Source organism: Paraburkholderia sartisoli (assembly GCF_900107685.1).
Classification (GTDB): domain Bacteria; phylum Pseudomonadota; class Gammaproteobacteria; order Burkholderiales; family Burkholderiaceae; genus Paraburkholderia; species Paraburkholderia sartisoli.
In genome coordinates, this window is record NZ_FNRQ01000012.1 from 34,796 (window position 1) to 47,148 (window position 12,353).

The following is a 12,353-nucleotide window of genomic DNA, read 5'->3' on the forward strand; positions in this document are numbered from 1 at the left end:
GCGCAGGCTTTGCGCGTGATTTCCTGCACTGCACGCATGGTGGCACCGCGTCCGCAGCGCGGGTGGCCACATCGCCGTACCCCCCTCTCATCTCCACGATTCAACCTGCCGCGCGCGCCTCGATCGCATCGCGCAACAGCGTGACGAGCGCGTCTGGCCGTGCCGGTTTCGTCATGAAGTGCTGAAAACCTTCGCCGATGCTTCGCAGGCGGTAGGCGTCGTCGGTGTGGCCGGTGAGCGCCACCGCCACCGAAGGGGCGTGGTCGCCGCGAATCTCGTGGTCGCGCAATCGCTGGATCAGGTAGAACCCGTCCATGGTGGGCAAATCGATATCGCAGACGATGGCGTCCGGTAACAACCGGACCGCCGCCTCGACACCTTCTTCCGCGTCCGCGACCGCGACGACGCGTGCCCCTTCTGATTCAAGCAGGCTCGCCAGCGATTCCCGACTCTGCGGGTCATCCTCGACGAGTACGATGGTTGCCTGATCGAGTCTCAACTCTCCGTTCATTTTGCTTTGTGGCTTATAGAAAGGTTAGGCGGTCACGCGCAGCTGTTATCTGGGCGAACCGGTGCGCTACGTTCGGGTAGACCTCGTTTCGCGCGACGGGTTGCAGCCATTTTGCGTTGCGCGGCGTGTGAACTGCATCGCGTTATCCACCGTTGCCGGCCGGAGCCGGCACTGCGCCGCTGTGTCAGGCGCAGCGGACAATAGCGCCGGATCAAGACGAAGACATGAAAACGCGGTGGAAATCCCGCGTGAAAAAAAGACGCACTGTACGCGTTTTTACAAGGTCTCGTGTCGTCGTGACATCCCTCTCACAGATCGCCGTCGCGATGATCCGGCTGTGCAAAAAGGCACGTCCGGTCTCTTTCAGTACGCCGATCCGTTCGAACTCCGCGCCAGCCCGCAGTTGCAATGCGGGCCCGAGCAAACGGCCACCGGATACGCACCCGGCGCCATGCGAATCGACGTTCTGAATTCAATCCTGTCGAGCACAATGCGTGCCGAATCGGGCTACGGATCCGAGCTGCTGCGTCCGCGCTCAGCGTGTGACGTCGTGTGGTCCGACGCCCTGCACAAGCAGCGCGATGGCATGGCGCGCGATATCGTCGCCAGTGATCTGACGACGGACCGGATCGTTGCGCCATTCTTTAGACGTCGCGAGCGGGAGGATCGTCAATCCAAGTAACGAAAGAAACACGAGCGACGGCTCCAGCCCAGCGTTGAGCCGCCCCGCTTTCTGCCACTTCGCGATGCAGTCGATCGACGCCAGTTGCTGCGCATTGCCAAACCGTGCGTGCATGCGCTGCTTGAGCAGCCCGCCCTCGCTGATCACTTCGCGTACCCACAGCGGCGGGAACCACGGATATTCGATCGAAATATCCACGAGCCGCCGCGCCAGGTGCGTGATGGCGGCAACGGGATCGTCCGGATTGGCCTGGAACGCGCCGCCCAGCGCGGTACGCAACGGCATGAAGCGCTCGTCGATCAGTACGTCGAGCAGCTGGTCGCGCGTCTTGAAGTAGTAATGGACCATCGCTGGCGTGACGCCCGCTTCACGCGCGATCGCGCCGAGCGTCGTATCGACGATGCCCTGGCGTGCGAACAGCGCGAGCGCCACGTCAAGCAGCCGCGTGCGCTGCCCGGGCCCGCCGTGCGTACTGCCCGCGGGCCGGCCTGGGCGGCGCGGCGCGGCGCCGGCGGGCGCAGGGCCATCAGCGGGTGTCGCCGTGACGGCCGCCCCCACCCGGAGCGCGCCACGCGCCCGGCCATCATCCGTTTTTCTCTGTGCCATATCCGTATCAACGATTCCCGTTTGACGATTCGTTCGTTATCGCATATATTAATCTCCTTGTTAATTAATATCAAGCAACCCCACTCACACATGGATCAGCCTCCTTCACTGAGCGCAGACGAAAGCGGCTTCGGCGAACCCCACATCGATTCGCCCGCGTCCGCGCATCCGCCGCTGCGCATCCTGTTTCCCGCGCTGCTGCTTGTCATGCTGCTCGCCGCGCTCGACCAGACGATCGTCTCGACCGCCCTGCCGACCATCGTCGGCGAACTGGGGGGTCTCGACAATCTGTCGTGGGTGGTCACCGCGTATCTGCTCGCCTCGACGATCGTCGTGCCGCTGTACGGCAAGTTCGGCGACCTGTTCGGCCGCAAGATCGTGCTGCAGACGGCCATCGTGCTGTTCCTCGTCGGCTCCGCGCTGTGCGGCGCGGCGCAGAACATGACGCAGCTGATCGTGCTGCGCGCGCTTCAGGGTCTCGGCGGCGGCGGTCTTCTGGTCGTCACGATGGCCGCCATCGGCGACGTGATTCCGCCGGCCGACCGTGGCCGCTATCAGGGCATGTTCGGCGGCGTGTTCGGTCTCGCGACGGTCATCGGCCCGCTGCTCGGCGGCTTTCTCGTCGAGCATCTGTCATGGCGCTGGATTTTCTACATCAACCTGCCGCTCGGCATCGGCGCGCTGCTCGTGATCGCCGCGGTTTTCAAACCGCATACGAAGCACATCAAACACGCAATCGACTACATGGGCGCCGGATTCCTCGCGACCGCGCTTGTCTGCATCATCCTGTTCACCAGCCAGGGCGGCACGATACTGCCGTGGAGCTCGCCGCAACTGTGGTTCACGCTCGCGGTGGGCCTCGTGTGCATCGGCGGCTTTATCTATGAGGAACGTCTTGCCGAAGAGCCGATCATGCCGCTCGGGCTCTTCAAGGACCGCACGTTCCTGCTGGCCTGTCTGATTGGTTTCATCGTCGGCGTGTCGCTGTTCGGATCCGTCACGTTTTTGCCGGTGTACCTGCAGGTCGTCAAGAATTCGACGCCCTCTGAAGCCGGCATGCAGATGCTGCCGATGATGGGCGGGCTGCTCGTGATGTCTGTCGTCACGGGCCGCGTGATCAGCAGGATCGGCCGGTACCGGATGTTTCCGGTTGCCGGCACGTTTCTCGTTGCCGTCGCGATGATCCTGCTGGCACGCATCGGGATTTCCACGCCGCTCTACGTGATGTATCTGTACATGGGCCTGCTCGGCTGCGGCCTCGGCATGGTCATGCAGGTGCTGATTCTCGCCGTGCAGAATGCGGTCGAATTCCGGCACATGGGCGTGGCGACGTCCGGTGCGACGCTCTTTCGTTCGATTGGCGGCTCGGTGGGTGTCGCGGCGTTCGGCGCGGTGTTTTCAAGCCAGCTTCATTCGCGCCTGAGCCAACTCATTCCGGCCGGAACGGAGTTGCCGCAGTCGCTCGGACCGGCCACGATCCACGCGTTGCCCCCTGCGTTGCGCGACGATTATCTGCAGGCGTTCGCGGGTGCGCTGCACACGGTGTATTTCGTCGCCGCCTGCGTGGTCGTGCTGGCGTTCGTGCTCGCGTGGATGCTCAGGGACATCCCGCTGCGCAAGCATCATTGACGAACGTCTGCCCTCTTTCTTCCTGACTGTCGCGCGACTGGACGCACGCCGCGTCCGGTCGCGCAGTCAGTCGACATTCATCTGACCAGACAGTCGAAATCCGCCCCATTGCGATGGAGTGCGTACAAAAATCGTCTGTATAAATCGTTCTCCTCACGTGTGCGCAACCAATGTCTACATTAGACAAGAACGGCGATTGACGTTGGCGCGGAAACGACACATATTGCATTCAGGCGCCCTCCCGAAACTGCTTCGGCAAGGCCGCTGACCAGTGCGTATGTACCGTGAAGTATCGTGAGTCACGCAGGTGCGGGTCGTCCTGACGGCGATCCGTAACGTGCCGTCCAAAGGCACCGCGTATAACTGGTGGGTTGAACGCATGTCCACCCAGACGAGTCCCGGCCGGACGTTCCCGACACCCTGCAAACGGTGCGGCGGCGCACTGTATCCGCCTGACGAAACCTGTCCGTGGTGCGGCGCGAGTCATGCCGTCGCCTACGGCGTGCGGTTGAAGGCTGCTCCCCATGCGCAGGCCCACGCGCCGGTTCCGCCCGAGGTCGCGCCGGACATGCCCGCCGATGTCGCGCAGCCCGCTGGACACGCGCAGCCGCTCATGCTGCCCGATACACCCATTCCTCCGCTCGATATGCCCGAGCCCGTCTGGCGCAGCGTGGGTCGATGGATTTTCAGCAAGGGGCTCGTGCTGACGTTCTTTCTATTCGCGCTCGGCTATGCGGGCTATACGCTCTTTAGCGAACACAAGTCCGATACGGCCAGCGACGAGCCGGCCGCCACCAGTACGAGTGGCAGCATCCAGCCGTATCAGGGCGCGCCGTCAGCGCGGCCTTCACAAGGCGTCACTTCGATCGCCCCTGTGACACCCGCGCCCGCTGCACCCGTTGCACCCGTTGCACCGGCACCGTCGACGCGGCGCCAGGCAGCCGCTGCCTCGCCATCGATACCGCCGATTCCAACGCTGCCGCCGTTGCCCGACGCTGCTGTCGCGGTGACACCCGTCGTGCCTCCGGTGCCACCATTCCCCACGCGCACACTCACGCGCAATCGCGATGTGCCCGGAAGCCTGCAGGCGGCGCGCGCCAGCCTGCAGACAAACGATCTGGCAAGCGCGCAGGCCGCGCTCTCGGAAGCGCTCGCCACACAACCCGACAACGCCGATGCGCGACTCATGCAGCAGGATCTGCTGCAACGTCAGCTCAAGCGCGATGCGTTTGTGCGCGCGGCCAACGTCTGCGTGCAGGACCGGCTGTGGAGTTGCGTGCAGCACAACGCATCCGATGCACTCGCCGTCGATTCATCCAGTAACGGCGCGAAAACCCTGCTCGAACGTTCGATCCGCGAGGCTGGCTGGAACTCGCCCGCGCTGCCGACGGCGCGCGGCGGCGCGCAGGCCACCGCACCCGGCGCGGCAGTCGCGGCTGCGGCGCCTCCCGCGCGCACGCCGCGTCCCGCTGCACCGCGCGCGCCCGCCGCCGCGGTTGCGCCACCGGCACCGGCACCGGTGAATGTGCCCGCGCCCGCAGCGGCAAGAACACCCGCACCGCCGTCGCCCGCTGCGACCCAGGCAACGGACGCGAACAGCATCGACGCGCGGGAACGCGCGATCCGCGAATCGGGCTGGAGTCATCCAGCAACGCGTGGCGCGTCCGCGACCTCAACGACCTCGCCGACCCATTGACACGATCACGTCATGACACGACACACCCGACACATCGGACAGCACGCATCGTTCAGGACACTTCGCTAACGACATCACAAACCTGATTCAACGCTACGCGAGTATCAGTTACAACCACGAAGAAAAGGTGGAGACCATGTTCAAGATCATTCTGGCGGGATGTGTCGGGCTGGTACTGGCGTCGTCGGCGGCGCTGGCGGATAACGCGCACTACAAGATCGTTACCGGACCGGAGCGCGGCACGTACATCCAGATCGGCGCGGACCTCGCGAAATGGGTCGCGCCGCAGGCGGGCATCGACCTCGAAGTCATGCCGTCCAAAGGCTCCGCCGAAAACGTGCAGCGCATGCGCTTCGAACCCGGCGTGAAGCTCGCCCTCGTGCAGTCGGACGTCTATCAGGCTTACGTCGACATGGCGAACAGCGGCAACGCCGATGCGGGCACGACGATCCGTCCGCTGCGCCTCATCATGCCGCTCTATGACGAAGAGATCTATTTCGTCGTGCGCGCCGATTCTCCGCTGAAGACCATCAACGAGATCAAGAACCAGAACATGAGCGTCGGCCTGATCGGCAGCGGCACCGCGCAATCCGCCACCACGCTGTACCGGCTGATGTTCGGCACACCGGTTCCCGATCAGTACGCGCAGCACCTGTCGAACGAAGACGCGCTTGCCGCATTGATCGTGAAGAAGATCGACGTCGCGGTGATCGTCGCGGGGCAGCCGGCCAGGCTCTTCACCGATATGAATCCCGAACTGCTGCAACAGATCCGCGTGCTCAGACTCGATCCCGCCGCGCCCGAAACGGCGCGCGCGAAACAGACGTATTTTCCCGCGACGATCCGCGTGTCGAGCTATCCGAACTGGCTCAAGCAGGACGTGCCGACGCTCACCGTGAAAGCCTTCCTTGTCACATACGACTACAACCTGCGCGGCACCGTCGGCAATCTCAACCGGTTCGCGGATTCGCTGTGTACAAACTTCGACAACCTCCAGGAACACGGCCATCCGAAGTGGAAACAGGTGAAGATGGAACTGCCGAATCTCGGCAAGGGATGGAAGTACTATCCGCCGGTCGAAAAGCGCCTGCGCGCGTGCTTCGCGCACAAGACCGCCGTCGCGGCAACGAACGGTCCAGGCCCCGCCACAACGGATGATCCGGCGAAATCGCCAAAGCGCCCCTGTACCGACGAGGAACGGCTGCTGCTCCTCTGCGGAGGAAAGCAGTGACGCGCGCAGCGTCACGTATCGCGTGATGCTCGCTCCATCGCGCGTTGCAATGCTTCGTAGACCCTGGGCCGCGTGCATTGCGACGCGTTGAACCGCAGAAAACCCGTCGCCGATTGCGATGCGCTGAACACGTTGCCCGGTGCGAACACCACGTTCTCCGCCAGCGCATGACGCGCGACCCGCGCGGCGTCGAGCGAATCGGGCAACTGCGCCCAGATGAACATGCCGCCGCGCGGCCGCGTCCAGATGTGCAAGCCTGCCTGCGCGAGACGCCGCGCGGTGTCGCCCATCGCATCGGCGAGCCGCGTGCGCATGGTTTCGAGATGGCGCCGGTACGTGCCGTCCACCAGCAGGCGATGCACGACGCCCGCGGCGAGTTCGCCGTTGCCGAACGACGTCGCGAGCTTCAGGTCGATGAGCGGTTCGACCCAGTCGCCGCGCGCCGCGATATAGCCGCAGCGCACGGCCGCCGACAGCGTCTTCGAATAGCTGCCGATCGACACCACGCGCGCAAGGCCGTCGAATGCGGCAAGCCGCGGCGCGGGTTCGTCTTCGAAGTCGGCGAAGATGTCGTCCTCGACGATCAGCAGATCGTGTTCGCCCGCCAGCTTGAGCAGACGATGCGCGATTGCCGGCGCGAGCGTCGCGCCCGTCGGATTGTGGATCGCGGAGTTCGTCACATAAAGCCGCGGACGATGCGTGATCAGCGCCTGCTCGAACTGCGCAAGATCGGGCCCCGACGACGTATACGGCACGCTCACCATCCGCACCCGGTGAGCCCGCAGTAGCGCCTGAAAATTGAAGTAACAGGGATCGTCGATCAACACTGTGTCGCCGGGTTCGAGCAGGAAGCGGCATACGAGATCGAGCGCATGCGTGCCGCCATCGGTGAGCACGATCTGCTCGGGCGGCGCGTCGACGCCGTTTTGCGACAGCCGCCATGCGATCTGCTGGCGTAGCGCGGGCAGGCCGCGCGGCGACGCGTATTCGACGAGCGGCCCATGCGCGTCGCGCGCGACGGCGCGTAGCGCACGGCGCACGCCCTCCTCGGGCATCCACGCGGCCGGCATCCAGCCGCAGCCGGGGCGCAGCGCTTTCGCGTCGCTTTCGAGCGACTGACGCGTGAGCCACAAGGGGTCGACATCGCGATCGCGCGGCGGCCCGATATCCGCGAGCGCGAATGGCGGCGCGTGGCCGGAGACGAAAAACCCCGAGCCACGCCGCGCCACGATCGCGCCTTCGGCAACCAGCCGGTCATACGCGTCGACCACCGTCGACTTCGACACGCCGAGCGTGTCGGTCATCGAGCGGATCGACGGCACGCGCGCGCCCGGCATCAGCGCGCGGCTCGCGATGCGCTCGCGCAATGTGTTCATGACCAGCGCGACGCGCGTGCCGGTGGCCACTGAACTGATCCTGTCATCTTCCGCCATCCGTACTGCTCCTTGACCGGTACAGTTTGTCTGAATTGTACTGATCCGTAGCTTACTCTTTTCCGGGTAACGGAGGATGCTCGACGTTTTCATGCGGCATCGGACACTCTTCATGACGAAAACAGGCAACGGCTGGCTGAGCGGACTGGCCGGCGTACTTATTTTCAGCGGCTCGCTGCCCGCGACGCGCATCGCCGTCCAGGGCCTTGATCCGTTCTTTTTGACCGTCGCGCGCGCGTCGATTGCCGGCACGCTCGCGTTCGCGTTGCTGCTGCTGTTTCGCGAAACCCGCCCTTCCCGGCGCGACCTGCTGCCGCTCGTCGTGGTCACGCTCGGCGTGGTGGTCGGTTTTCCGCTACTGACCGCGTTTGCGCTGGAGCACATCACGGCCGCGCACGCGGTGGTGTTCATCGGCCTGCTGCCGCTTTCGACGGCGATCTTTGGCGTGCTGCGCGGCGGCGAACGGCCGCAGCCCGCGTTCTGGCTCTTTTCCGCGATCGGCAGCGCATCGGTCGTGGCGTTCGCGCTGCGCAACGGCGTTCATGCTTCACCGCTCGGCGACACGTTGATGGTGGCCGCGATCGTCGTCTGCGGGCTGGGCTATGCGGAAGGCGCGCGACTGTCGTGTCATCTCGGCGGCTGGCAGGTGATTTCGTGGGCGCTCGTGCTGGCGTTGCCGGTGATGCTGCCGCTCACGTGGTGGGCGTCGCCCGCATCGTTTGCGGGTGTGAGTCACGCGGCGCTCTGGGGGCTCGCGTACGTCTCGCTCTTCAGCATGCTGATCGGCTTCGTGTTCTGGTATCGCGGGCTGGCGCTGGGCGGCATCGCGGGCGTCGGACAGTTGCAGCTTCTGCAGCCGTTCTTCGGACTCGTGCTCGCCGCGCTGCTTCTGCACGAACAGGTGCCGCCCGCGATGATCGCGGTGACGGTCATCGTGGTGGCGTGCGTGGGCGGCGCGCGACGCTTCGCGAAAAGCGCGCCGGTGCAGCGGCGCGCGACCTGAACAGGCATCGCGTGCCGTACCGGACTACGTGTTCACACAGATAAAGCGCGTCGCCAACGCGTCGACGCGCCGATGTGCCGGACGCTAGTGACGCCGTGGCGGCGGCGGACGATGTGGACGCGGCGGAGGCGGCGGTGGACGCCGGTAAGGCCGGTGGTAATGCGGCGGCGGCCGGTTCCATCCGGGCCCGTAATAGCCGTTGTAGACGACAGGCGGCGGCACGTAGTACCCAGGCGGCACATACACCACCGGCGGCGGTGGCGCGGCGACGAGACCAGGCAGTCCGATCACGACGTTCACGTCGGTGCGCGCCTCGGCACCCTGAACGGCTGCCAGCACGCTCAATCCGGCGATCACCGCGGCAACATGATGTTTCATCGAGATCCTCCGTGATCGCGGGTTCAGGATGACGCGACCTGTCCGCGCATCCCGCTTCGTAACGCATCGAGCACGCTACGCCCGCTCACTTCTTCTTCGACGGTTTGTGCGCCGGCCGGTGCGTTTCGGGACGCCGGAAAACCTGATCGGCGATTTTCTTCTGCACGTCGGGCATGCCGTCATAAAGCGGCTGGAACGCCGCGAGCAGCGCCTTGTTGCCGTCGGCGTGCGCCTGCGCGATATCGCCCCACGACTTCAGGTTTTCGACCGCCGTTTCGCTCGCCATACCGCTATGCCGCGCTTCAAAGAGATCGTGCATCGTGCGCGCGTTGTCCCGCATCGAGTCCGCGACCTTTGCCCATTGCGTCTCCTGATCAGGGGTGATCTTGAGTTCTGAATGGAGTTCGCTGATGCGTGCCTCGACATGACTGTCGCGCGCGGCCGGCTTCGCGCCGACCGTGCCCGAGGCCACGTTGGGACTGGCCGCGCTGGCTGGCGATGCGGCCGGCGTCTGGGCGCCCACGTTCGTTGCAAGCGCAAGGATTGTTAAGGCAAGGACAGATTTCATGCATGCTCCCGTCAGGTTCATGAATTACATCTCGTACGAAGGTATATACCACGCGGATGACACGCGCAAACGCCACGTGTCCCGCCGGCTATGCGCCATGGCTTACGTTTTCATGCTTTTCATGCACACGCTGGCTCATCGCAAGCCGTGCTGTTTTTTTGAGCAGCTTCAAATTCGTGCGCACTACGGGCATAGTAAAAGCTCGCACCCGGCCTCCCCATTTCGTTCCGGACACGCATGAACACCACATCCCGTATCGAGCCCAACGCCGCCCCACACGTGCGCGACGCAACCGAAGCCGATCTGCCCACGATCCAGGCCATCTACGCGCACCATGTGCTGACAGGCGTCGCGTCGTTCGAGGAAACGCCGCCTTCGGTCGACGATCTGCGCGCCCGTCGCGAATCGGTGCTCGGCCATGGCCTGCCTTACATGGTGGCGGAAATCGACGGCGTCGTGGCCGGCTACTGCTACGCGACGCCCTACCGGCCGCGTGCCGCGTATCGCCACACGATCGAAGATTCGATCTATGTCGACGATGCGTTTCGCGGGCGCGGCATCGGCCGCACCCTGCTCAGCGCGCTGATCGAGCGTTGCGAATCGGGACCGTGGCGACAGATGATCGCCGTGATCGCCGATGGTGGAAGCGGCGGCTCGATGTCGCTGCACGGCAGCCTCGGCTTTGAGCTGACCGGTACGCTCAAGGCCGTCGGTTTCAAGCACGGCCGATGGCTCGATACAACGCTCATGCAACGCACGCTCGGCCAGGGCGCCGACGCCCCTCCGCAGGACTTCGGCGGCAAGGAATAAGCACCCGCTCGCCAGGCCGGAAAGAAAGAACGCAAAACGTCGTGCATTAAACCCGAAGACGACGCGCGCCACGCCGTGTTCAACGATCCGGAATCGGCAGACGTCTGAATAGCGACGGATAGTCGATGACGAGACCGTCTTCATCGATCGTCATGGCCGCCGTGAAATTGCGGAAGATGCCTTCGTAGCGATACTCGCGATCGGGTTCGATGCATGTGTACGCCTGCTCGACGTGGCTCACCACGAGATCCGGCGTCGAAATATAAGCGACGGAAATCGGCAGACGTACGCCCTTTGCCAGTTGCAGCCGGCGGATCGGCAATGTGTTCGTAAACGGCGTGGCGGCGATGTCGATGTCGATACAACCTTCGATTTCGTCCAGCGCGCGGCCGTTGCCGTCGCGCCAGTGGCCCGCGCCATCGCCGCGCAGTTCCAGCTCGCCGCCGCCCACGATCTTCAGCCACGCATGCGTCGCGCGCCACTGCACGTCGCAGGTCATGCTGTAGAAGAGGCCATAGGAACGCCCATATCGCTGCCCGACGACGACGCTCTCGACATGGAACCCGTCACCGCGCGCATCGAACGCGAGGTGCTCGATGCCGTCTCCTTCTTCCGATGCCCAGCGGACTTCACGCATATCGATGCCTCCTGTGAGTCGACTTCAACGATGACGCTGCAAATAGCCATTATCAACGCCGGCGCATGCCGCGTGCAGCGCGGCTGGCCTATGCTCGCGGTTTCAATCCGCCAGTCGCGCCGGTGCTTCGCGCGATCTTCTCATCATCCCGTATGTACGCGACAACCACGCCGACCGGATTCACGGCGCTACGCACCCTGCTGCGCAGTCTGGGGCAGATCGTCCTGCAAGGGAACGCCGCGACGGGCGCGTGCGTGCTCGCGGCGCTCGTCATCTGCGATCCCAGGCTTGCCTGCGCGGCGCTCATCGGTGTCGTCAGCGCGAACATCAGCGCCGTGCTCGCGGGCTGTGAAGAGCAGGATACACGCGCAGGCCTGCACGGTTTCAACGGCGCGCTCGCCGCACTGGCCGCCTTCACGTTCATCGCCGACAATGCGACCGCCGCCGCCATCGCCATTCTTGCCGCGACCGCCACGGCATGGATGCTCGATCCGTGGTCGCGATTCCTGCAAAGGTTTCACTTCTGCGGCTACTCGAGCCCCTGTCTGATCGTGACGTGGATATGGCTTGCACTGGTCGGGCCTGTCGCGCATACGGCTGCACCGCATGGCGCCAGTGCCACAACAAGCGTGATTTCGTCGATGGACGTGCTGCATGGCGTGCTCGCCGGCGTCGCGCAGACGACGTTCGCTTCGGGCGCGTTGCCGGGCATGCTGGTCGTCGCGGGCATCGCGGCCTCGTCGCGACGACGCGCCTGCTGGACGCTCGCTGGCGCCGCGCTCGCAACGGTCGGGCAGGTGTTGTCCGGCGTGACGCTCTCTTCGCTCGACGCGGGTCTGCCAGGTTTCAACGGCGCGCTCACCGCGCTTGCGGTGGCGGACTGCGGCGCCATCGCCACCATCGCGGCCGTCGCGCTATCGGTGCTGCTGCAACAGCTTGCGAGCCACTTCGGCTGGCCCGCCATGACCGCGCCGTTTGTGATCGCGGCTTGGTGCGCACATGGGATTACGCGCGTCACGACCCGTCAAGGCAGCACTTCACACATCCCCTCGATCTAGTGCGACGACCCGCGCTCAAACAGCGCGGTCGATTGCCGCACATCCCCCTGCGACAGCACGCCGCGGCGCACAAACCCACGCCGCAAAAACTCCAATACTGATCAACGGTTT

General features: G+C 64.7%; 12 protein-coding genes. 6 read left to right on the top strand and 6 right to left on the bottom strand.

Going from position 1 to position 12,353, the window contains the following annotated elements:
* Positions 1-100 precede the first annotated feature (100 nt).
* Complete coding sequence (locus BLV45_RS25120; RefSeq protein WP_090537735.1) at positions 101-511, bottom strand: response regulator; 411 nt, start codon at positions 509-511, stop codon at positions 101-103.
* A gap of 535 nt (positions 512-1,046) precedes the next feature.
* Entirely contained in the window at positions 1,047-1,799 is a 753-nt protein-coding gene (locus BLV45_RS25125; protein WP_090537737.1) for a TetR/AcrR family transcriptional regulator, read from the bottom strand.
* 90 nt (positions 1,800-1,889) lie between these two features.
* Between BLV45_RS25125 and BLV45_RS25130 the strand changes: the two genes are divergently transcribed.
* The 3 genes from BLV45_RS25130 (at position 1,890) to BLV45_RS25140 (ending at position 6,355) form a co-directional block, all read left to right on the top strand.
* The gene (locus BLV45_RS25130; RefSeq protein WP_090537739.1) at positions 1,890-3,428 is read left to right on the top strand and encodes an MDR family MFS transporter; all 1,539 of its coding nucleotides are present in this window, start codon (positions 1,890-1,892) and stop codon (positions 3,426-3,428) included.
* 307 nt (positions 3,429-3,735) lie between these two features.
* Positions 3,736-5,124 (top strand): tetratricopeptide repeat protein, encoded by a 1,389-nt coding sequence (locus BLV45_RS25135; RefSeq protein ID WP_143130475.1) that lies wholly within the window; start codon positions 3,736-3,738, stop codon positions 5,122-5,124.
* Positions 5,125-5,260: 136 nt separating this feature from the next.
* Complete coding sequence (locus tag BLV45_RS25140; protein WP_090537743.1) at positions 5,261-6,355, top strand: TAXI family TRAP transporter solute-binding subunit; 1,095 nt, start codon at positions 5,261-5,263, stop codon at positions 6,353-6,355.
* Positions 6,356-6,366: 11 nt separating this feature from the next.
* Here the strand turns inward: BLV45_RS25140 and BLV45_RS25145 are convergent, their stop codons facing one another.
* Complete coding sequence (locus BLV45_RS25145) at positions 6,367-7,788, bottom strand: aminotransferase-like domain-containing protein (RefSeq protein WP_090537745.1); 1,422 nt, start codon at positions 7,786-7,788, stop codon at positions 6,367-6,369.
* A gap of 112 nt (positions 7,789-7,900) precedes the next feature.
* On the opposite strand from BLV45_RS25145, the gene BLV45_RS25150 reads away from it, so the two are divergent.
* Positions 7,901-8,791, top strand: a complete 891-nt coding sequence (locus tag BLV45_RS25150) for a DMT family transporter (RefSeq protein WP_090537858.1) — start codon at positions 7,901-7,903, stop codon at positions 8,789-8,791.
* Between the two features lie 84 nt (positions 8,792-8,875).
* On the opposite strand, the gene BLV45_RS25155 is transcribed toward BLV45_RS25150, so the two are convergent.
* Positions 8,876-9,169 (bottom strand): hypothetical protein, encoded by a 294-nt coding sequence (locus tag BLV45_RS25155; RefSeq protein WP_090537748.1) that lies wholly within the window; start codon positions 9,167-9,169, stop codon positions 8,876-8,878.
* A gap of 85 nt (positions 9,170-9,254) precedes the next feature.
* Positions 9,255-9,737 (bottom strand): Spy/CpxP family protein refolding chaperone, encoded by a 483-nt coding sequence (locus BLV45_RS25160; protein WP_176954247.1) that lies wholly within the window; start codon positions 9,735-9,737, stop codon positions 9,255-9,257.
* Between the two features lie 237 nt (positions 9,738-9,974).
* Here BLV45_RS25160 and BLV45_RS25165 point away from each other — a divergent pair, with 237 nt between their 5' ends.
* The gene (locus tag BLV45_RS25165; RefSeq protein ID WP_090537752.1) at positions 9,975-10,547 is read left to right on the top strand and encodes a GNAT family N-acetyltransferase; all 573 of its coding nucleotides are present in this window, start codon (positions 9,975-9,977) and stop codon (positions 10,545-10,547) included.
* Between the two features lie 79 nt (positions 10,548-10,626).
* Here BLV45_RS25165 and BLV45_RS25170 read toward each other — a convergent pair whose 3' ends face one another.
* The gene (locus BLV45_RS25170) at positions 10,627-11,184 is read right to left on the bottom strand and encodes a putative glycolipid-binding domain-containing protein (protein WP_090537754.1); all 558 of its coding nucleotides are present in this window, start codon (positions 11,182-11,184) and stop codon (positions 10,627-10,629) included.
* A gap of 152 nt (positions 11,185-11,336) precedes the next feature.
* Between BLV45_RS25170 and BLV45_RS25175 the strand changes: the two genes are divergently transcribed.
* Positions 11,337-12,242 (top strand): urea transporter, encoded by a 906-nt coding sequence (locus BLV45_RS25175; protein ID WP_090537860.1) that lies wholly within the window; start codon positions 11,337-11,339, stop codon positions 12,240-12,242.
* The last annotated feature ends 111 nt before the right edge of the window (positions 12,243-12,353 follow it).